This window comes from Streptomyces sp. H27-D2 (assembly GCF_035828615.1).
Taxonomy (GTDB): domain Bacteria; phylum Actinomycetota; class Actinomycetes; order Streptomycetales; family Streptomycetaceae; genus Streptomyces.
In genome coordinates, this window is the sequence record NZ_JAYMZR010000048.1 from 1 (window position 1) to 21,711 (window position 21,711).

Here is a 21,711-nt window from a genome sequence, read left to right on the forward strand (position 1 = left end):
CTTCTCCTGGCCGCGCCACCACGAGCGGAACGACTCCGCCGGGATCGCGGGAGTATCCCGGCTGTCCGTCCAGGCCGCGGCCGGGCCGGGGACCGGGATGCGCTTGGGGATCAGACGGCGGGTGGCAGACGCCGTGCGCTGGGCCGCGGCGAGGCGGCGGGGGTTCTCCAGGACCCAGCGGGCGCCCCTCATCGCGGTGCGCTCAGCCGCGTGGCCCTTGCCGGTTTCGGCGATGCGTTCGCGCAGGTGGACGAGGACTTCGGGGATGTCGATGGCGACGGGGCAGACGTCGTAGCAGGCGCCGCACAGCGTGGACGCGTACGGCAGCGACGCGTCCACCTCGTTCTGCGTGCCGCGCAGTTGCGGGCTGAGGATCGCGCCGATCGGGCCGGGGTAGACCTGGCCGTAGGCGTGGCCGCCCGCGCGTTCGTAGACCGGGCAGACGTTGAGGCACGCGGAGCAGCGGATGCAGCGCAGGGCCTGCCGGCCGACGGTGTCGGCGAGGGTGTCGGTGCGGCCGTTGTCGAGCAGTACGAGGTGGAAGTCCTGCGGGCCGTCGGCGTCGGTGGTGCCGGTCCACATCGAGGTGTAGGGGTTCATCCGCTCCGCTGTGGAGGAGCGCGGCAGGGTCTGTAGGAAGACTTCCAGGTCCTGCCACGTGGGCACGATCTTCTCGATGCCGACGACGGAGATCAGCGTCTCGGGCAGCGTCAGGCACATCCGGCCGTTTCCCTCGGATTCGACGACGACCAGCGTGCCGGTCTCGGCGACCATGAAGTTCGCGCCGGAGATGCCGACCTTGGCGCGGAGGAACTTCTCCCGCAGGTGCAGCCTGGCCGCGTCGGCGAGTTCGGCGGGCTCGTCGGTGAGGTCGTCGGGGGCGGGGCGGCCCCAGTCGCCCATCTTCTCGGCGAAGATGTCGCGGATCTCGCCCCGGTTGCGGTGGATCGCGGGGACCAGGATGTGCGAAGGACGGTCCTCGCCCAGCTGCACGATCAGCTCCGCGAGGTCCGTCTCGTAGGCCGCGATGCCCTCGGCTTCCAGCGCCTCGTTGAGACCGATCTCCTGGGTGGCCATGGACTTGACCTTGACGACTTCGAGGCGGTCCGGATCGCTGACGGGCGGGTCACTGGCGGGCAAGTCGGTGGCCTTGCCCCCGGCCCCGGCTCTACCTCCGGCCCCGCCCCCGGCCCCCCGCGTCGCCTTCACCAGATCCGCCACGATCCGGTTGGCCTCCCCCGCGTCGGACGCCCAGTGCACCGTCCCGCCCGCCTTGGTGACCGACTCCTCCAACTGCACGAGGTAGTGATCGAGGTGCCGCAGCGTACGGTCCTTGATCGCCGCGCCGGCGGCCCGCAGCTGCCCCCAGTCGTCCAGTTCGGCGACGGCTACGGCCCGCTTGTCGCGGATCGTGCGCGTCGCGCGCCGCAGGTTCTCCCGCAGGGTGGTGTCGCGGACCGCTTCCTTCGCGGCGACCGGGAAGGACGGGTACGACGGGAAGGACGGCATGCCGAGCGGAACGGCGCTCATCGGGTTGCTCCTTCGCTACCGGTGACGACGGAGAGGCCGGAGCCGCCGGTGACGACGGAGACCGGAGCCGGCCCGTCCGCCCAGTGGGCCCCGAGCGGGTCCTCCTCCGTCGCGGCCAGGATCTCCGCGATGTGCAGCGGCTCGATGGCCGTGCGCTGCCGGGAGATCGTGCCGCCGATGTGCAGCAGGCAGGAGTTGTCGGCGGCGCACAGCACCTCCGCGCCGGTGGACGCGGCGTTACGGACCTTGTCGGCGCCCATCGCGGCGGACACGTCCGGGTTCTTCACCGCGAAGGTGCCGCCGAAGCCGCAGCACTCGTCGGCCCCCGGCAGCTCGACCAGCTCCAGGCCCTTGACGGCCTCCAGCAGCCGCCGGGGCCTCTCCCCCAGGCCCAGCATCCGCAGGCCGTGGCAGGTGGGGTGGTAGGTGACCCGGTGCGGGAAGTACGCCCCGACGTCGGTGACGCCGAGCACGTCCACCAGGAACTCGGTCAGCTCGTACGTCTTGGGGACCACCGGCGCGAGCGCGTCGGCGAGCTCCTCGCCGCGCCCCTCCGCGCGGGCCCGCTCGCCGAGCCGGGGGTAGATGTCCCGGACCATCGCGACGCAGGAGCCCGAGGGGGTGACGATCGCGTCGTAGTCCGCGAAGACCTCGGCGTAGCGCCGGGCCAGCGGCTCGGACTCGTGCCGGTAGCCGGTGTTGTAGTGCGCCTGGCCGCAGCAGGTCTGGCCCATCGGGAAGTCCACCCGCACTCCCAGCCGGTTGAGCAGCGCGACCACGGCCTGACCGGTGCGCGGATAGAGCGTGTCATTGACACAGGTGAGGAACAGAGCGACACGCATCGCGACTCCCTCGGCGTCCGGCCTCGGGGTGGGGTCGGACGGGTGCGAACAGAAACTGGACAGAGGCCGGACAGAAACCGGACAGACGGCACCGGTGCGGCCGGAACTTGGGAACGCCCCGGCGCATCGATCTTCAAGCTCCATGAGATCACCCGGCGGGCGGCAGGGGTAGCCCTGTGGACAGTAGCGGTACCGGGGACTCCGGTTGCCGGGCGCTCGGAGCCGCCCTTCGCGGCAGACGCCGAACCGCCGCCGCGTGCCCGGAACACCCCCGCCCGCCCCACGCGGCCGAATCCGGCGGCGGCCGGGTTTCACGGCTGCCGGGGCCCCCGACGGGGTACAAGACCAAAGCGTCGGAGCGGGCGCCGGAGGGGGAGCGAATGGCTGGGAACGAACGGACGTCGCGCGCGGTCGTGGTCGCGGTGGAGCAGTACCAGGGCGGTTCGTCATGGAACCTGGACGGGCCGGTACGGGACGCCCTGGGCTACGCCCGCTACCTGCTCGACACCGGGCTCGACGCCGATCAGCTGACCCTGCTGCTGTCACCGCTGCCGCACAACGTCGCCGAGGCCGAGCGGCTCGGCCTCCCGTACCGCCCTGCCGACCGGGAGACCGTACACCAGGTGCTCTTTCGCGAACTCGCGCCCCACCGGGGCGACTTCCTGTTCGCCGCCTGGTCCGGGCACGGGCTGGTGGACCCGGAGGGGCGGCGGCGGCTGCTCTACGCGGACGCCGTGCAGGACGACATCCGCAGCCTCGACCTGGACGCCGCGCTGTCCGCCTACCGCTCCGACCTGGTCCCCGCGTTCCCGCGCCAGCTGTGGCTGATCGACGCCTGCCAGATATTCACCGACCCCTCGCGGTTACGCGGCTCGCTGCGGCCCGACCCGGTGCCGACCGGCAGGCTGCGCGGCAGACCCGGCCAGCACGCCCTGTTCGCCTGCGCCCCCGGCGGCACCGCCCGCAACGAGGCCGCCGCCCGGTCCGGGACCTTCAGCACCGAGGCGCTGAACCTGCTCCGTACCGGACAGCGGAAGGGGGACTGGCCGCCGGCCCCTGACGTGCTGACCGACGCGCTGCACGAGCGCTTCGCGTCGCTCGGCCGCGACGGGGCGCCGCAGCAGATGCCCACGTACTTCTGGCACGCGGGCCCGCGCGGCGAGCGCGAGTGGTGGGGCGAACAGCCCGCCGAGCGGTCCAACGGGTCCAACGGAGATGCTGCCGGCCAGCCCACGCGCGCGGGCGGCGCGCGTCCCTCTCGCGAGCAACGCATCGGTCTGGTCAAGGCATTGGAGTCCGTCCCGGTGCTCGCCGACCCCAACTCACGGGGCGCGGTCATGGGGATGCTCGCGCCGGAGATCTCCGGCAGCCTGCCGCGCTCGCCGATCACCCGGATCGACCTGATCGGGCTGGTCGACACCTGTTTGTCGTTCCCCGAGGGCCTCGCGGACCTGTGGGAAGCCGTCAGCTCGGCGGACGGCGGCACACTGGCCGTGGAGCAACTCGGGCGGGTGCTAGGGGACTTCCCCGGCTATACTGAACGGTCGGCCGACAGAGCGCCCTGACGGCCCCATGACAGCTCCATGACGGCCCCACAGCAGCGCCAGGACATGGCGCGGGTGCGCCCCATGCCCGGCCCGCGGCGGGCCCGCGCCCGCCCCACGTCCGCCCCGCGCCCGCCGCACTGTCCGAAAGGATGTCCGAGACACAGGGTTTCCGGCCTGGTGACGCGGGGACATCATGGAAACAGCGGGTCGGCTCGACCCGGAGGGTGGGAGGCAGCGGCACGATGGACCAGTCCGGCACCGCTATCGAGTCCGAACTTCTTGATCTGACGGGGGTCACGCTTGAGGAGTTACGCCAGCACCGCAGTCCCGAGCGCGACGACGCCGAACGGCGATTGCTCCAGGATCTCTGCCATCCGGCGACCAACCTCGGTGACAACACGTCGAGTTGGAAGATCTGACCCGGCCGCCGAGCGCCGGGAAGGATCCTTCTGTGCCCCATGAGCAGCAGACCGAGCCGCCCGCCCCGCCCGCTCGGCGGCACGCGCTCGCACCGCGCCACTTCGACGCCCTCGCCGCAGGCGGCGGGGGCGCGTCCGCGATGGCCCACCTGTGGAGCGGTGAACGCAGCCATCGACTGCTACTGCTGGACCTGCTGCTGAAGACCGTGGCCGACCGGCCGGACGCCACGGGCTCGCTGCCGCCGGTCAGCCGCGCCTGGGAGCTGCTGATAGCCGCCGAGCGCCGCGACCGCGCGGTCACCGACCGGATTCTGCTGCTGCCGGAGACCGGGCTGTGGCTCATCCACTCACTGCTGCGGCTCCAGAAGAAGCGTCCGGCGCCCGACGAACCACCGCTGTGGATCGACGTGTGCCATCTGCACACCGTCGCCGCCGCCGCGGCGATCCGGGCCGGCCTCGACTTCTCGCTCCGGGTGCCCGCCCGCTCCGGCGCGGTCTGGCTGCCCTCGGTCGGCCGCGCCTCGCTGCCGGACACGGTCGCGTGGGGAGCGGCGGAGGTGACGTTCCACGGCGGCGTGCTGAACATCCGCAGCGAGGACGGCAACGTCCGCTTCCCGCCGCCGCTCAGCCGGGCCCGCCCCGGCTGGGAGCCGCCCCGCACCCTCACGCTCGAACGCGCGGCGGCCCCCGAAGACCCGCTGTCCATCGACGATTCGGCCGCCCCCGAGGGCTCCGCCGGCTCGCCGGCCCCCGGCGACGTCTTCCTCGACGACCTCAGCTCCTACCGCATCTTCCCGGTCCAGCCGAGCTACCCGCAGCGCGAGTGCCTCTCCGACGAGTCGGCCGGCCGCTGGACCACCCTGCTCAACGAGGCGTGGCCGCTGCTGTGCCGCACCGACCCGCAGTCCGCGGAGGACATCGCCGCGTGCCTCCGTACGATCGAGCCGCTCTCGGCGAAGGAACGCTTCCGGCTGCGCAGCGCCACCTCGGGCGACGGCATCGGCGGCGTCGCCACCTCCGAGCCGTCCGACGCCGCGCAGTGCGCCGCCGTGCTGACGCACGAGATCCAGCACAGCAAGCTCAGCGCGCTGATGCACATGCACCCGCTGCACAGCGAGGAGAACGCCGCCCGGCTCTACGCCCCCTGGCGCGACGACCCCCGGCCGCTGCGCGGGATGCTGCAAGGGGCCTACGCCTTCACCGGAGTGGCCCGGTTCTGGCGGGCCCGGATGCTCGACCCGGCGACGGTCGGCGAGGACGCCATTCTGGCCAGCTTCGAGTTCGCGCTCCGGCGCAACCAACTGCGGCGCGCCCTGAAGCGCTTGGCCGCAGACCGGGCCCTGACCCCGCTGGGGCGGCGGCTGGTCGAGAAGCTCACCGGGACGGTCCTGCGCTGGGAGACCGACCAGGTCCCGCCGGACGCCCTCGCCGAGGCCGAACACGCGGCGGACGACCACGCGATGAGCTGGCGGCTGCACCACCTCGCGCCGCACCCCTCCCTCCTGGACGCCGCGGTACGGAGCTGGCTCAAGGCCGCCGAAACGGGGCCGTCAGCCGGGACCGCGGGCTCGTCCGCGACAGGAGCCGACCCCGAAGCCGCGGAGCCACCCGCGGCGGCGTTACGGATGGACGACTTCCCCGGCCCGCGCCTGGACCCGGACGCCTTTGCGCGCCACCTGGACTCGCGGACCGTGCTGCGCCGGATGCGGCTGACCGAGCCGATCCTCGACAAGCTGCGCGACACCCCGGACGGGATCGGCGCGATCGTGTCCGGCGCCCGGATGTCCGACCTCACGCTGGTCACCGGGGACGCGGCAGCCGCGCGGCGGCTCTACACCGCCGAGATCATGGCGGCGAGCGCCCCGGACGCACCACCGCCGGACGAAGGCGGCGGCACCCGACCGTCGGCCGCCGCCTGGGCCGGTCTACGGCTCGCGCTGGCCGACCGGGACGGCCGGCAGCCGGCCGTCAGAGCCCTGTCGACCTGCCCGGAGCTGGTACGCGACGTGCACAGCGCCGTACGCGAGAAGGCCCGGGAGGCGACCGACCCGGTGGCGGTCGCGACCTGGCTGGGCCGGGCACTGCCCGAAGCGCGCTGACCCGAACAGCGCTGCGGGCACTTGTACGAGGCGTGTCAGCACGAGGCGTGTCAGCACGAGACGTGTCAACACGAGGCGCACCGGCATGAGGCGTACCGGCACAGGCGTACAGGCACGAAACGCACTGCCCCAAGCCGACGCTGCCTCGACGGGACGTGCCCCGAGGCGGCACAGCCTCGACGCGACAAAGCCCCGGGGCGACCACCGCATACGTGATCGCCCCGGACACCCGTACCAGCTACCAGCCCCGCCCGCCCTACATCGGCATCGGGTCCGCGTCGCAGTTCGCCCGCCGCCACGCGGCCGCGTCCTCGTACGCCGGGTGGGCCACGCCCAGCCTGGCCTTCATGCCCTCGACGGCCCTCGCGTGCATCGCCTCCGCCTCGTCGAGGCGGCGCAGCGCCCTGAGGTCGGCGGCGATGTTGCTCATCAGCGCCAGCGCCGAGGGGTGGTCCTCGCCGAGGGTGCGCACGGTGGCTTCCAGCGTCCGCTCGTCCAGCTCCAGCGCGCCGGCCGCCTCGCCCTGCGCGAACATGTCGCTGGCCAGGTTGGTGGCGCACACCAGGGCGGTGGGGTGCGTCTCGTCCAGCACCTGGTGGGCGCGCTCCAGCGCCGACTCGTTGAGCGCGCGCGCCGTGCCCACCTTGTTCAGCAGCCGCAGGGTGATCGCGAGGTCCACGTCGGCCGCGATCGTGTACGGGTGATTCGGCCCGAACACCTCCTGGTAGAGCCGGCTCGCCTCCTCGCCCAGCCGCAGCGACTCGTTGAGGTCGCCCGTCTGCCGCAGGTCCACCGACAGGTTCAGCGAGGCGACCAGCGAGTCGGGGCTGCGCCGTCCGTAGCGCTCGCCCAGCGTCTTGCGGGCGTGCCTGCTGAGTTCGAGGGCGCCCGTGTGGTCGCCGGCTTTGCGGCGGGATACGGCCAGCCGGGTCGCGGCCCGCAGGGTGTGCGGGTTCATCTCGCCGAGCAGCCCGCGGTACTTGTCGGTGATGCCCTCGAAGAGCTGCGCGCCCAGGGCGTAGTCGCCCAGCTCGCGGCGGTCGATCGCGAGGCCCATCTCGGTGATCAGGGTGACGAAGACCTGGTCGCCGTACATCTGGACCTTGCGCCGCCAGGTCTCCTGGTCCAGTTCCAGCGCGCGCCGGAAGTTGCCGTTCGCGCGCAGTCCGACGCCCAGGTTGTGGGCGTGCAGCAGCGTCTCGGGGTCGTCGTCCCCGTACGAGCGCAGCGCCCGCTCGTAGACCTCTTCGTCGAGCGCGAGGGCGGACCGGAAGTCGCCCTGGGCCCGCCGGTCGGCGGCGACCTGGCCCATCACGGCGAGGAGTTCCTCCTCCGCCTCGGGGCCCAGCCGCTGGGCCTCGGCGAGCATCCGCTCGCCCAGCACGGCGGCCTCGTCGTAGCGGCCCATCGTCCAGAGCACGAAGCGCAGTTGCCGGGCGAGCAGCATCGTCTGCTGGTCGTCGGCGCCGAACCGCTCCCGCCAGATGTCGTACGCGTTCTGGGCGAAGGCCCGCGCGCCCTCGTGGTCGCCCCAGTAGAAGAGGTAGCTCGCGACGGTGATGACCATCTGGCGGACGTTGCGGGACTCCGCGTGCACCGCGTCGGAGACCACCACGTGCGGGTACAGGTCGCCGAACCGCTGCCAGTGCTCCGGGTCCTGCGGGTCGCGAGGGGTGTTCGCGGTGAGCAGCAGATGCGCGCCGTGCCGCATCTTCTTGCGCTGCTCCTCGGACATCCGGGCGATGAGCACCGCCTGCACCAGGCGGTGCATCTGGATCGAGTTGTTCCGGTGGTCGATCTTCGCGAGCGAGTAGCGGTTGATCTCCCGGATCGCCTTGGCCAGCCGCAGCGGGTCGGTCAGCGCGCGGTCCAGGTCGGGGGCGATGGGCTCGACGGCCGCGCCGGAGAACAGCGAGCGAGCGATCGGCTCGGGCGCGAAGTAGGCGCAGACCTGGAGGAGTTGCAGCGCCGCCGCGTTCTTGCGCTCCAGGTGGTCGAGGGAGACGTTCCAGGCGGTGGCCACCGTCTGCTCGTACTGGGTCGGCGGGGAGACGGTCATCAGCTCCGCGCGCTTCTCCTCGAACAGCCGCAGGTACTCGGCGGCCGGCATGCCGGTCTCGGCGCGCCAGGCGGACGCCTGCTCGACGGCGAGCGGCAGATCCCCGAGCACCTGGGCGAGCTGGTCGGCTTCCGCGTCGGGGAGGTCGGGGTTGCGGCGCTGGAGCAGGTGGATGCTCTCCTCGCGCTCGAATACGTCGACTTCGAGCGGGTGGGCGAGGGTGTTCCACTGCGGATTGCGCGAGGTCACCAGAATAGAGCCGATCGGAGTGTCGCCGGAACCGGTCGGGAAGTATTCCTGCACCGCCTGCGGGCTCTCCGCGTTATCGAAGACCAGCAGCCAATTCCCGTACGGCGTTCCGGTCCGCAGCGCTTCCAGTACGGCCGGTACGGCGGTGATGGCCTCGCCGGAGACCGGAAGGTGCAGCCGCTGGGCGAGTTCCACCAGCGCCTGGGCGATCTGGGTGGTGCGCTCCGCCGGAATCCACCACACGATGTCGTACTGCGCCGCGTGCCGGTATACGTATTCCAGGGCCAGTTGGGATTTCCCGACGCCGCCCATGCCGTGCAGGGCGTGCGGCAGGACGGCGGTGGGGCCTTCGCTGAGGCCGCGTTCCAATTGGTGCAGCAATTCCTCGCGCCCGGTGAAGACCAGATTTCGGGGCGGCATGTTCCCCCAGACCGCGGGCCGCATCGACGGGGCCCGCTCGGTCCGGTCGAGCGTCACGCCGGCGCCCTCGCCGGGGGCCGCGCCCCCGTGGGAGCCGGTGCCCGCGCGGGCGGCGGCGTCACGGACCGCGGCCCCCTCGTGCAGGTACATCGGGGCGCCCTGCGAAGTCCCCTGGGCAGGTGTGCCCTGGGCAGGTGTGCCCTGGGAAACCGTGGTCATTTGCGTGCCTCCTTGCCCCGAGGGAACGGGCGCTTCTTCGGGGTCGTTCCGGCTGCCGGGCGTCGCTGAGTAGTCCACTTTGCCAGAACCTTCGCTCATAACAGGAGAATGGGAATCCATGGAATTACGCGTCGATGCGTCAATATTCTCGTACGACCCGGCGCGGTCCTCGACCCGAACCCGCACCGGTTCGTCGTACTCTTCGATCAACACCTCAAGCTGCCGTGCGCGATGCAGATGAGATCCCGACAGCGCCTGTAGCACAGCGCGCTCCACCACCCGGAACCGTAAATTGTCCTGGGTGACCTCGGGTTCCCGCCAAGGCGGCCGGCCGTCGAGATGGGTCAGCAGGTCGCGGGCGGCGTCACTGTGCGGCGCGAGTATCTCCGCCGCTTTTCTGGACGCGCGCTCCGTGTGCTGCCGGGTGCTGGAGGCGAGCAATTCCTCCCGCACGCCATGGCGGAACAGATAGGAGTTCTGTTCGCTGCCCGGCAGTGGTTCGACCAGACCGCTCATCAGGAATTCGGCCAGGTGCGCCGGACCGGACCGGGGCAGCGTGTGGCGCTGCACCGAGGCGATGACCGGCAGGTCGAGCTGGACCGCCGCCAGCCGGGTGGCCAGCGCGAACGCGTCCGACGACGACCACACCCGGAAGCGCGCGACGCGCTCCGCCGGGGATATCGGACGCTCGGCGGCGCTCATCGGCCGCTGCGCGCGGTCCGCCTTCTCCGCCGCCGCGTCCGCCGCGCCGTTTGCCGCGGCGTGCCCCGGGCGCCCGGCATGCCCCGCGTGCTCGGAGTGCTTCGAGGGAGCGACGAGCATCGCCGCGACCTCCGCCCAGCGCGGCCCCTCGCCGCCCACGAAGCGGGCCCACGGCGCGATCCAGTCGGCGGCGATCTCCAGCACCGGGACCGGCAGCGGCGGCCGGCCGCCGTCCTGGCCCGGCTGCTCGGCCAACAGCGGTTCGGTGTACTCCCACTCGACCTGCCCATTGGCGGCCCACGGCCCGGTCGTGCGCAGCCGGACCCGCTCGGGGAACAGTCCGGTGCGGTGCCAGAGGCGCTGCGGCAGGGTGTGCAGCACCGCGAGCGGCTGGTGCCGCCCCCAGGTCGCCAACAGCTGCTGCATCGCGCCGGACCGCCAGGCGCGGGCCAGCCCGTCGGTCAGTACGAAGACGATGCGGCGGCCGGTGGGGTCGACCAGGCTCCGGAGCGGCTGGGCCCGCGCGCCCCGGCCGCGCCCGCGCAGCACGACGCCCTCGGCGGTCTCGGAGTCGGTGTCCAGGCTGTGCAGTTCGACGGTCCGAAATCCGCCGTAGCGGTGCAGGACATGCGCGAAGCGGTTGGCCGTGCCGCGCCACACCGCCATCTGCGAGCCGGTGTCCACCAACAGGACCGCGTCCCAGCGGGGCTCGTGCCCGGAGCGCATCACCGGGGGCAGCCGCGGGTCCTCGGCGAGCTGCTCGGCGGTCGCGTCCTCGTCCAGTTCCTGGAGGCGGGCCGTCCGGATCTGCCGGCGCAACGGGCGCAGCGCCCGCCCCAGCGCGGCGGCGTCCAGGCCGGTGGCCGCGCCCGCCCCGGGCGCGGCGCGCGCCGGGCGCGCTTTGCGGCGCTCCTTGCGCTCGTCGCCCGCCTCGTCCTCGGCGGCCGGGAGGACCACATGCGGGCGGTACGCCAGGCGCTCGTCCCACCCCAGCGAACCGCGCGGGGGCGGACCGCCGCCGTCCGGCCGCCGGTGCTCGTCGCCCGGGTCGCCCAGGTCGCTGGGGTCCGTACCGCCTTCGCCCGTACCGCCGTTGTCCGCACCGCCGTTGTCCGCACCGCTGCCGTCCGCACCGCCGTCGTCCGAGGCGCCCCGGCCGCCGGGCGGGCGCTCGCCGCCGTCCTGGTCACCGCCCCGGCCGTACGGCGGCGGCGCGGCGGAGCCCTCGGGGGGCGTTCCACCGGAGGGCGGCGGCTCGTCCGCGCGCTCGGGGCTCGCGAGGAGCGGGTGGTGCTCGGCGAGCCACAGCGCGTCGGCCACCTCCCACCAGCACAGGTCGGCGACCGGCAGACGGCCGCGAGCCGGCGCGGGGCCGGGTTCACCCGCCCCGGGCCCCGTCTCCGCGCGCTCGGGCACCGACGGCCTTTCAGTCACCCCGGCCAGCCCCATCGGAGTTCAACGGGTGCCAGATGGCCCGCAGGACCGCCTGCCACTCGGTGCTGTCGCCCTCGCCGAACGCGTAGGCGCCGGACGTCGCCAGATGGGCGGCGTTGAGCAGTTGGTCGGCTGCCAGACCATCGGCTTGTTCGCTACGCGTCATGAAGTCGCCGATGAGCTTTCTCTGCGAGTCCCCGAGGCGGTCGGAGAAGTGGGCCGCGACCAACTCTCCCAGTGCTTCGGCGTCCGGGTCCCGCATGTCCAGCCGCAGGCATCTGCGCATGAACGCCTCGGGGAACTCGCGTTCTCCGTTCGACGTCATGATCACGATGGGAAAGGCCCGAGTCCGAACGATTCCTTCCACCACTGGAGCGATTTTGCCTGGATCCGAGGTGTGGACGACAGCTCTCGGGGTCTGATGCTTCACTCGAACGAGAGGCGGAACGGCGTACCAGCCGTCCTCGAAGAGCGTCAGCAGATCGTTCGGCAGGTCCGCGTCGCCCTTGTCCAGCTCGTCGATCAGCAGCACCCGGGGCAACCGGTGCGGCAACAGGGCAGTGCCCAGCGGCCCCAGTTGGACGAAGTCGCCGATCTCGGCCCGCGCCTCGACGGGCCGCGCCTCGAGCGCCCGCTCTTCCCCGGTTCCCTCTTCCACGGCTCCCGCCGCGCCGGTCCCGGCCGCCGCCTCGGCGCGCTGCGCGGCGTACCACGCCTGCCCCGCCTGGGCCCGCCCGATGACGTCGTACTCGAAGAGCCCGGAAGCCAGCGTCGTACGGCTGGTAACCGGCCATTGCAGCACCCGCCCGAGCCGCAGCTCACGCGCGATCCGGTAGGCGAGGCCGGATTTGCCCACCCCCGGCCGCCCGGTCACCAGCAGCGGACGGCGCAGCAGCAGCGCGGCGTTCACCAGCCGCACCTCGGCGGCGGACGGCCTGCGCACCGCGCCGACCGGTCCCAGCCGCCGGTCCGGCTCGCCGTCCTCGGGCGGTCGCGGCTGACAGGGACCGCCGCTGAAGGTCCGCCAGCGCGGGCCCTCGGGCCAGTCGCGCTCCTCGTACGGGACGTCGGGCAGCACCTCGCCCGTGCCCCGGTAGAGCAGCCCGTCACGGGCGGGCGGTCCGGCCCGCTCCTGCGCGGCTGCCCCCGTCGGCCCACCGCTCCTCTCCGACGCGTTCAATCGATCCCCCCTACGAAAGTGGCGGGAGCGCACGGTCCGCCATCGAGAAGCTGCTCCGGGTCGTCCCAGATCACGTTGAGATGTTTGATGACGGCGGCGTCACGCGGGCCGATTCCACCGGCGGCGGCAGAGTCGCTTTTCCACTGTTGCGCACGAGCGGGAAGGTTGGCCAGACCGTCGTCGGCCAAGACCTCCCTCACCATGCTGCGAAACTCCTCCGAGGCGCTGTCCTCCCGGTGGAAGATGAGTATCGGCAGCCCGAAATCCAGCCCCAGCCGCACCTCGCGCAACCCCAGCCCGCCCCTGCCCCGCGGCGGCTCGCTCAGCACCATGCCCACCACCTCCTCGGCCTTGCCGATCTTCGCGTCCAACAGCCCCAGATGTTCATCGGCCGGACGCCCGTCCGGATCGCACCAGTGGAGGTCACCCTGGTCCGGGTGGCTCTTCCAGCGCGCCCACCGCATCCGCCACGCGTGGTGGAGATCGCGGCGCTGCACCCGCTCCAGGCTGTGCAGCACGATCTGCGGATATTTGCTCAACAGCGGGTTGTCGTACCCGAGTTGAGGATCGCGATTCCACCATTCCACCGGCTCGTTGAGCAATTCGGAGGGCAGGAAGAACTCCAATACGACATTCTCCGCACGAGCCTGCCAGAGCTGCGCCATCCGCGTGAGCAACTCCGCGACAGCCAGCGGCAGTCGGTTGCGCGGCACCAGCTCGTGCGCCCCGCCTTCACTCTCGCTCTCCGCCTCCTGATGCAGGGCCGCCGACTCGGCGTACTTCACGCACGCGGAGATCCGGTAGCGGGCCTCCCGGCGGCCCTGCCGCCTGGCTCTGGCGTCGGTGGGGGTCAGGTCCGGCGCGACCTTGATGAACAGCCGGATGACCGGGCGTTCGTGGCCCGGCCGCACGTCGTCGGCGCCGGCCTCCGCGAGGGTCGCGCCGCCCACCGCCCACGGGTCCGGCAGCGCCGACGGGTCCGGCGCCGAGCCCCCCGCCACCGACGTCTCCCTCCCCGCCGACGGCACGCTGTCGGCCCCCGACGCCCGCAGGCCGGCGATCTCCATCTGTGACAGACCCCACAGCTCGGCGAAGCGGTCGTTCCAGGCGCGGATCTCGCCGACGGCCGCCGCCGCGTCCGGGCGGACGGCGAGCCGCTCCAGCAGCGCCATGCTGGGCGGCGGACAGCCGGGGGCGGTGTTGCGGCAGGCGAGGTGCACGAAGGCGTGCCAGACGGTCGTGCAGTGCGAGGGCAGCCGCACCCGGTCGGCGGTCAGCTCCGCCACCACGGCGTTCAGCTCCGGCAGCGGGAAGTCGAGGACGCCGCGCAGCGCCTCCCAGTCGCCGCTCGTGTAGAGGTCCACCGCGTGCCACTCGTCGAGCAGCGGGCGCAGCCGGTGGGAGAGGGCGGGAACGACCGCCCGGGTGACGTCCAGCAGCTTTTCCAGGCCGTCCTCCAGCGTGCAGCAGTAGCGCACCACCTCGTAGAACTCCTGGTGCCGGGTGGGGTATTCGGGCAGTTCGAAGCCCTCGAACTCGTCCAGCAGCTCACGACGCCACTGGTGCCGCCCATGGGCGTCGGCCAGCGCCGACGATTCGTCCAGTGCCTCCACCATCGCCCCCCGGACACGGCGCCGAGCAGGGTGTCTCGCCAACTCCTGTGGCACTCGCGCCCTCCCCCTCGCACCGCGATGCAGCCCCTGCGCGGCGCGCGCAACACGACAGCGCCGACCCAGCCAGAATCGCTCAGGTTAGAGCCAGATCACCCCCGTCGAACAGCTTCGTCACGTAATTCGTACGTAGCTGTTTGGATGCTGTTATGGACGCTGGCACTCGCGCATCGCCCTGGCCCGGGTGGGGAGTTGGCGGTCTGCGGCTCGGGGCGTACTCAGGAGTCGACCGGCGTCACTCGCGCATCACGCGAACCGCGCATGACGAACACCGGGCGGGCACCGGGCGGGCACCGGGCGGGCACCGGCACGCGGTCGTCATTTGGGGAGCACTCCGGCCAGAATTCGGTGCACCTCCGGGTTGGCCCAGTACGCGCTGTGCGCCGCCGAGGCGGGCTGGCCGTTGTCGACGCCGATGTCGTGCACGCCGTCCCCGAAGACCCCCGCGCCGAGGAAGGAGAGCAGGTCGCGCGGGTCGTAGATGTTCACCCAGGCCGGAAACCCCGCAGGCAGTCCGGTGCCGTAGGGGCGGGAGGGGAGGGCGTCCAGCTCGTACAGCAGCGGGGCCTGCGAGCCGACGGTGATCAGCAGCTCGACCCCGGGGGCCGCCGCTCCGGGCCCCGGCGGCGCGTCGCCGGGCGTACGGGACGCGCCGGGCGTACGGGACCCGAGTACGCCGGACGCGAGCAGGTCGAACGAGACGATGCCGCCGAGACTGTGCCCCAACAGCACGACAGGGCTCGGCAGTTCACGGGCGCGGTCGGCCACGTAGGCCCGTACCGCCTCACCCCGGACCAGATAGCTCATAATGTCCCCGGCGAATCCCACGGAGCGTTCCATCATGGCCCCGCGCCGGCTCACGAGCCAGCGCGAGCCGCCCGCGCGCTCCAGCATGCGCGCCGTCGCGCCCAGCGACGCCGAGACGGCGTCCGCGATGCCGCGCTCGTCGCCGCCCAGCTCGTCCACCACGGCGTCCACCAGCGCGTCCCTGACCCCGACCGGCACCACGCCGGGGCCGCCGGGCAGCCGCCCCAGCAGCCGGGCCGCGAACGCCCGGCCCACCAACCGCGGCAGGCCGCCGGGCTCGGCGCCGGCCGCCGCGTCCGTGGCCCGCTGGAAGGAGGGCGAGGCCAAGAGGTCCTCGACGGCCGCGCCCAGAGCGCCGCCCGCAGCCGCGCCCACCCCGGTGTCCACCGCCGCGCGCACGCCCGTCCCCGGCCCCGCTCCCGCGCTCGCCGCCTCCCACGCCCGGCCGACCGCCCCGGACCCGGCGAGCCCGGCCGCCCTGGACCGCAGCGCCTCACCGGGCGGCAGCACCCCCGGCGCGAAGCCGGTCTCCGGCGCAGCGGTCATCGCGTAGAGCGCCAACTCCGCGTACGGATCGGCGTAGAGCAGCGCCCAGCGGGCCCGCTCCTCGTCCTCCTCACGCGGGGGAACGGGGGCGGATTTCGGCTGGAACCCGGGTATCGAGACCCCTTCGGCGCGCAGGTGCGAGCCGAGCGCATCGCCCCAGTTGCAGCCCTCCACCGCGACATCGGGCCGCAGTGCGCCGAGGCCGGAGCGGAGGGCCGCGAGGGCGGCGGTGTATCCGGGTTCGCGAACTCCGGTTCCGTGTACGAAGAGGACCGTGGTCATCGCGTCGAGATCCCTTCTGGGAGCTTCGAGTCGGGAACTTCGGGTGATGGGTGGGGGCCGGGGGCTGAGTGGCCTGGGCCGCCTGGTGCTCGTTACGCCTTACCGGCCGGGTTACCAGCCGGGGGCCGCGCGGCGGCGCGCGCCCGTGAGCGCTGCCACCAGTGGAGGCGGCGCGGGTGCACGGCGCGGCCCAGCCTGCGGCCGAGCAGCAGATAGCCGAGCAGCGCGCCCGTCGTGTTGAGGATGACGTCGTCGATGTCGAAGGCGCGGCCGGTGATGAGCGCGCCCTGCACCAGCTCCACCAGCAGCATCACCATGGCGGTCGCGATCCCCACCCGCAGCAGCCCACGGGCCTTGGGGACCAGCACCGGCAGCAGCACCCCGAACGGCACCCCGAGCAGGATGTTCCCGCCGAGCTGCTTCACGGTGTCGCGGAGCGCGGGCTGCCCGAGGTAGTCGCGGATCGAGTCGCCCGGATGGAGATTGCTGTGCGTCAGCGACACCGAGGAGGCCGACGGAAGCAGCGTCAGCCGGGCCAGCACGACCGCGAAGCCGACCATCGCGGCGAACGCGAGCAGCAGGAGCAGCGCCCGGACGGGCCAGGACGCGCGGGCGGCGTTCCGCCATGAGTCGGCCCAGTCGGCCGGGTTGGTCGCGTCAGCCGAGTCGGATGCGCCGGATGCGCCGGGTGCGTCCGAAGCGCCGGGTGCGCCGGACGGCTTCCGTGTCGCGGGCGGCTCGCGGGACTCCGGGGGCCCGGTTTTCGTACGGCCGCCGCGTCTGGCCCAGATCGCGGGCTTCGCCGTTTTCGCTCCCGCCGCCTCGGCCGAGCGCGGCTTCTTCGCCGGCGCCGGCTTCGTCGTTCCCGTCCTCTTCTTCGTCCTGGTGCTCCTCGTGTTCTTCGTCCCCGTTTTCGCCGCTGTCGTTGCGATCGCCGCTCTGCCGAACAGGTTGGGCCGCACCACGAGAACTCCTCCGGGTCGTTGCTTGCCTGGAGTGCCGATTACCCGCCGTGGCCCCGCACATGCGTGCCGCCGGGGGCGCAGCGGTGTGCGCGGCGGTGTGTTCCGCGCGCGCCGGTCGCGGATACCCGTCCCGGATATGAGCGACAGCGGCGGCAGCAGCGGCACCGGCCCAGGCACGGATGCGGGAACGAAGGCGGGAACGGGCGACCGGCGGAGCGTGCGGATCGGGCGGCGCACCGTGAAATGCGGGCAGCGGAGCGCCCGCTCGCGAAGCTGAGCTGAGCTGAGCTCAGCAGCACTCAGCTCAGCTCAGCTCAAGCTGTCAGGCCCCGATGTCGCGCCCGTCGCGCCGCCAGACGCTGATGACGGACGGGCGGACCAGCTTGCCCGGCCCGTCCGGCCAGGCTGAGGCGGGCTTCTCGACGCTCGCGCCGTCGATCTCGCCCGGGTGCTGGACGGCGACCAGGACGCGGGTGTCCTGGACGACCGGGCCGCAGGTCTCGGCGCCGTTCGGGACGGTGAGGAACTGCTTGACCTCGCCGCGCCGCTCCCCTGCGGTGGCGACGCCGAACAGGCCGTCGTGGCTGCCCAGCGCGTTGCCGTCGGTGGAGATCCACAGGTTGCCGTGCGAGTCGAAGGTGATGTTGTCCGGGCAGGAGATCGGGCTGACCTTCTCCTTCGGGAAGCCCGCGAAGTAGCTGCTCGGGTCCTCCGGGTCGCCGCAGACCAGGAACAGCCGCCAGCTGAAGCGGTCGGCGGCCGGGTCGTCCCGGTGCTCGGCGAGTTCCAGGATCTGGCCGTGCTTGTTGGCGTTGCGCGGGTTCACCTCGTCGGCCGGAGCCTTGCCGGCCTTGCCACGGTCGGAGTTGTTGGTCAGCGCCACATAGACGCGGCCGGTGCGCGGGCTGGGCTCGACGTCCTCGGGGCGGTCCATCTTCGTCGCGCCGACCTTGTCGCCCGCGAGCCGGGTAAAGACGTAGACCTCTTCGGCGCTCATGCCCTCGACGTACGAGGTGGTGCCGCTCGCGAGCGCGATCCACTCGCCGGAGCCGTCGAACGCGCCGTCCTTGGGGAGCTTGCCGGTGCCGTCGATCTCAGCGTCCGGGCTGTCGCCGGTGAACTTGGCGACGTACAGCGTGCCCTCGTCCAGCAGGGTGCGGTTGTGCGCGCGGGCGGCGCGGCTCGTGCCGTGCTTCATCCGCTTGTCGGAGACGAACTTGTAGAAGTAGTCGAACTTCTCGTCGTCGCCCATGTAGAGGACCGCGCGGCCGTCGTCGGTCAGCCGGGGCTCGGCCGCCTCGTGCTTGAAGCGGCCCAGCGCGGTGAGCTTGCGGGGCGTCGAGTCCGGGTCGAACGGGTCGATCTCGACCACCCAGCCGAACCGGTTCACCTCGTTCGGCTCCTTCGTCAGGTCGAAGCGCTGGTCGAACCGCTCCCACTTGCGCTCGGTGGCCGCGCCCGCGATGCCGTACCGCTTGAGCCGGGCGGCGGTGACCGGGTCGGTGACCGAACCGCCGTTGGCGAAGTACTGGTTGAAGTTCTCCTCGCCGGAGAGCACCGTGCCCCACGGGGTGATGCCGCCGCCGCAGTTGTTGAGCGTGCCGAGGATCTTGCGGCCCTTGGGGTCGACCGAGGTCCGCAGCAGCTCGCTGCCCGCCGCCGGGCCGCTGACCTCGAAGGGCGTCGTCGCGGTGATCCGGCGGTTGAGGTGATGCCGGGTGACGGCGGTGAGCCGGCCGACCTTACGGTCCTCGGCCGCGACCAGGACGGACAGGCCGTGCGCGGCCCAGGCGATCTCGGCCTGCTCGCGGGTCGGGTCGGCCGGGTCGTAGCCGGCGAACATCAGCAGCTCGTCGGTGTACTCGTGGTTGATCACGAGCAGCTGGCGGTGCCGCTCGCCGGGCAGGTCGAGGACGGCCATGTAGTCGTTGTTGTAACCGAACTGACCGGCCTGGGCCTTCGCCGACTGCCGGTCCGCGTTGAACGCGGGCGCTCCGCGCAGGATCGGTTCGCCCCAGCGGATCACGACGTTCTGGGCATAGCCCTCGGAGACCACGACGGCGTCGGTCTTGTTCGGCGCGACGGGCGCGAAGCGCAGGCCGCGCGCCGCCTTCTCACTCCCCTGGCCGCCGTGCCCGGGACCGCCGGCGGTCCCGGCGGTGGCCGCGCTCGCGTCCTGGGCCGGGCCGACGAGCGCCGTACCGGCAGCGGCGGCCACTGTCACCACGGCGCTCGCCCGCAGCAGGGAACGGCGCGACAGCGCGCCGGCGATGACGTCGCCGACGTAGGCGTTGTCACTCGTGTTCGGCACCTCGTGGAAGCACGCGTCACCGCAGCGGTAACGGCAGGTCATCGCGGAGCGACCACCCGGGTGCGAACTGATCAGCGGCAGCAGTCTGCGCACTTGTCCCCTCCGTTTGGGAATCACCGGCGCAGCGTGCGCCGACACAATGTCGGAAACTATCTCGCGGTGGACGCTACGGGCGTAGACCCGCCGCGCGGCGACCGCCGCGTGAACGCGTGGTGAACCCCGCACGGCTGGACGAGAGCCGGGCGAGAGCCGGGCGGGACGTGGCGGGAACCGAGCGCGGCCGACCGGGCTCGTACACTCGTCCGCTCAACTGACGGACGTACGAACCGCGCGGCGGTACACAGCGGGGCACAGCAGGGCAGGGCGGCACACTCCGGGACACGACGGGACGCGGGGTCGGACGGAGCCCGGCTGTCGGCGGTTAGCCTTACGACTTACGTGTCCGTCCTGGTCAGGGATGTAACTCGCACCACGGACATTCGTCGCACCCACCACTTGTGAAGGGTTTCCCCCATGGGCATTCGGAGCCTGCTGCGAAACGCTTTCGGACGCTCACGGGCGGACCGGAGCGCAACGGATGCGCCGGAGAACGAATCAGGCGCGGCAGCCGTGGCAACCGAGGTCGATTCCGCGGAGGTTGCCGCGAAGCCGTCGGTGCCCGCGCAGTCCGCGTCGGCCGAGCCGATCCACCTCGACCCGGTCGCGGAGACGGTCTCTGAGCCCGTGTGGGAGCCGCTGCCGGAGCCGAGGTCGGAGTCCGTGCCGGTCGTTGAGACGATCGTCGAGCCGGTTGTCGAGCCGGTTGTCGAGCCGGAGCGGGAGTCCGCCTCCGAGCCCGAGCGGGAGTCCGGCTCCGGCTCCGAGTCGGTGGCGCCGATCGCGTCCGTACCGGCGCAGGCCGTGCCGGAGCGGAGCGCTCCCGAGCGGGTCCTGCCGGAGCCGGTCGCGGTCGAGCCCGAGCCGGTCGCGGTCGAACCGGAGCTTAAGGCCGTCGAGCTCAAGGCCGTCGAGCCGAAGGCCGTCGAGCCCGAGCCGCAGGCAGCGCCGGAGCCGGAGTCCGAGCCCGTGGGCTCGCCGATCCAGGCCGAGGACCCCGTCGCGCCCGAGCCGGAGGACGAGCCCGAGCCGGTTCGCGAGCAGGAGCCGAAGCCGGCGGCTGAGACCGAGCCGGAGCGTGAGGCCGAGCCGGTCCTCACGCCCGTCCAGGCGGAAGACCCCATCGCTCCCGCGCCCGAGCACGAGCCCGCGCAGGAGGGGGAGCCGGTCGTCACCGCCGTCCAGGCCGAGGCCCCCACCGCCGAGCCCGAGGCCGCGCACGAGCCCAAGAGCGACACCGCGCCCGGCACCGATCCCGACACCGACCGCGCGCCCGTCGTCGTGGTCGTCACGGAGCCGGCCGCCACCGAGGCCGTAGTCGCCGTCGAGTCGGTCGTCGCCGCCGAGTCGGCCGTCGCCGCCGAGTCGGCCGTCGCCGCCGAGTCGGCCGTCGCCGCCGCCCCGGCCGCGACTGTCGCCGCGAGCGCCCCCGTCGTGGAGGCTCACGCCCCCGTCGCCGACGCGCCCGCCGCAGCCGAGCCCGCTGCGGACCACCCCGTCGCCGGCGGGCCGGCGATCTCGCTCGCCAAGGTCGAGGCCACCGCCCCGGCGCTGGTCAGCCTCTACAAGACCGCCGCCGTCTCGCTCGCCAAGCAAGGGCTGACCGGCCGCCGCGCCGCCGTCTACCTGGTGCTCGACCGGTCCGGGTCGATGCGCCCGTACTACAAGGACGGCACCGTCCAGCGCCTCGCCGAGCAGGCCCTGGGCCTCTCCGCGAACCTGGACGAGGACGGCATCGTGCCGGTGGTCTTCTTCTCCACCGACATCGACGGCACCGCCGACATCGAACTCGCCGACCACGACGGCCGGATCGCCGCGCTGCACGCCGGGCTCGGGCACATGGGCCGGACGAACTATCACGCCGCGATCAACGAGGTCGTCGCGCACTACGAGAAGTCCGGCTCGACCGACCCTGCCTTCGTCATCTTCCAGACGGACGGCGCTCCGACCAGCAAGGCCGCCGCCGAGAAGGCGCTGTGCGACGCCGCGCGACTGCCGATCTTCTGGCAGTTCGTCGGCTTCGGCGACCCCGAGGCCAAGGGCTTCGACTTCCTCCGCAAGCTGGACGACCTCGCGGTGCCGGCGAAGCGCGTCGTGGACAACGCGGGCTTCTTCCCGGCCGGCAAGAACCCCCTTGAGCTCTCGAACGAGGAGCTGTACCGCCAGCTCATGGTCGAGTTCCCGGAGTGGCTCATCGAGATCCGCGAAGCGGGCATCCTGCCGAAGTAACGCCGCCCGAGCACCCGGCCCGAGAGACACCGGCCCGAGACACCCAGGCCGGCACACCCAGACCGGCACACCCGGCCCTGGACCTCCGCGCCCAGGAACCCCGGC

The 21,711-nt window shown here is 72.7% G+C and carries 12 protein-coding genes; 4 read left to right on the forward strand and 8 right to left on the reverse strand.

The features are described from left to right. The coding region (locus tag QMK28_RS19130; RefSeq protein WP_326439521.1) for a lactate utilization protein B at positions 1-1,530 on the reverse strand (1,530 nt) is incomplete at its 3' end. Further along, positions 1,527-2,372 (reverse strand): (Fe-S)-binding protein, encoded by an 846-nt coding sequence (locus QMK28_RS19135; RefSeq protein ID WP_326439523.1) that lies wholly within the window; start codon positions 2,370-2,372, stop codon positions 1,527-1,529. The genes QMK28_RS19135 and QMK28_RS19130, both read right to left, overlap by 4 nt. Before the next feature lie 380 nt (positions 2,373-2,752). Here QMK28_RS19135 and QMK28_RS19140 point away from each other — a divergent pair, with 380 nt between their 5' ends. The 3 genes from QMK28_RS19140 (at position 2,753) to QMK28_RS19150 (ending at position 6,437) form a co-directional block, all read left to right on the forward strand. Beyond that, entirely contained in the window at positions 2,753-3,937 is a 1,185-nt protein-coding gene (locus tag QMK28_RS19140; protein WP_326439525.1) for an effector-associated domain 2-containing protein, read from the forward strand. A 224-nt stretch (positions 3,938-4,161) separates the two neighbouring features. Beyond that, on the forward strand, positions 4,162-4,338 hold the full coding sequence (locus QMK28_RS19145; RefSeq protein WP_326439527.1) for a hypothetical protein: 177 nt from the start codon (positions 4,162-4,164) through the stop codon (positions 4,336-4,338). 32 nt (positions 4,339-4,370) lie between these two features. Next, positions 4,371-6,437, forward strand: a complete 2,067-nt coding sequence (locus QMK28_RS19150; protein WP_326439529.1) for an HEXXH motif domain-containing protein — start codon at positions 4,371-4,373, stop codon at positions 6,435-6,437. Positions 6,438-6,693: 256 nt separating this feature from the next. On the opposite strand, the gene fxsT is transcribed toward QMK28_RS19150, so the two are convergent. From fxsT to QMK28_RS19180, 6 genes are all read right to left on the reverse strand, one after another. After that, a complete protein-coding gene (gene fxsT / locus QMK28_RS19155; RefSeq protein WP_326439531.1) occupies positions 6,694-11,520 on the reverse strand; it encodes an FxSxx-COOH system tetratricopeptide repeat protein in 4,827 nt (1,608 codons plus the stop codon). After that, positions 11,513-12,700: an AAA family ATPase gene (locus QMK28_RS19160; protein WP_326439533.1), complete on the reverse strand. Its 1,188-nt coding sequence runs from the start codon at positions 12,698-12,700 to the stop codon at positions 11,513-11,515. Before QMK28_RS19160 ends, fxsT begins: the two co-directional genes overlap by 8 nt. After that, positions 12,697-14,316 (reverse strand): VMAP-C domain-containing protein, encoded by a 1,620-nt coding sequence (locus QMK28_RS19165; RefSeq protein WP_326439535.1) that lies wholly within the window; start codon positions 14,314-14,316, stop codon positions 12,697-12,699. The genes QMK28_RS19160 and QMK28_RS19165 overlap by 4 nt, the downstream gene beginning before the upstream one ends. Positions 14,317-14,688: 372 nt before the next feature. After that, positions 14,689-16,005: a hypothetical protein gene (locus QMK28_RS19170; protein ID WP_326439537.1), complete on the reverse strand. Its 1,317-nt coding sequence runs from the start codon at positions 16,003-16,005 to the stop codon at positions 14,689-14,691. 92 nt (positions 16,006-16,097) lie between these two features. Then, positions 16,098-16,970: a VanZ family protein gene (locus QMK28_RS19175; protein ID WP_443050771.1), complete on the reverse strand. Its 873-nt coding sequence runs from the start codon at positions 16,968-16,970 to the stop codon at positions 16,098-16,100. Positions 16,971-17,292: 322 nt separating this feature from the next. Continuing rightward, the gene (locus QMK28_RS19180; RefSeq protein ID WP_326439539.1) at positions 17,293-19,374 is read right to left on the reverse strand and encodes a PhoX family protein; all 2,082 of its coding nucleotides are present in this window, start codon (positions 19,372-19,374) and stop codon (positions 17,293-17,295) included. 516 nt (positions 19,375-19,890) lie between these two features. Between QMK28_RS19180 and QMK28_RS19185 the strand changes: the two genes are divergently transcribed. Continuing rightward, positions 19,891-21,606, forward strand: a complete 1,716-nt coding sequence (locus tag QMK28_RS19185; protein ID WP_326439541.1) for a VWA domain-containing protein — start codon at positions 19,891-19,893, stop codon at positions 21,604-21,606. Positions 21,607-21,711: the final 105 nt, after the last annotated feature.

Bases quoted from the DNA above. Each gene is read 5' to 3' on its own strand.
- QMK28_RS19135 (WP_326439523.1), bottom strand. From the start codon at position 2,372: ATGCGTGTCGCTCTGTTCCTCACCTGTGTCAATGACACGCTCTATCCG.
- QMK28_RS19140 (WP_326439525.1), top strand. From the start codon at position 2,753: ATGGCTGGGAACGAACGGACGTCGCGCGCGGTCGTGGTCGCGGTGGAG.
- QMK28_RS19145 (WP_326439527.1), top strand. From the start codon at position 4,162: ATGGACCAGTCCGGCACCGCTATCGAGTCCGAACTTCTTGATCTGACG.
- QMK28_RS19165 (WP_326439535.1), bottom strand. From the start codon at position 14,316: ATGGTGGAGGCACTGGACGAATCGTCGGCGCTGGCCGACGCCCATGGG.
- QMK28_RS19170 (WP_326439537.1), bottom strand. From the start codon at position 16,005: ATGACCACGGTCCTCTTCGTACACGGAACCGGAGTTCGCGAACCCGGA.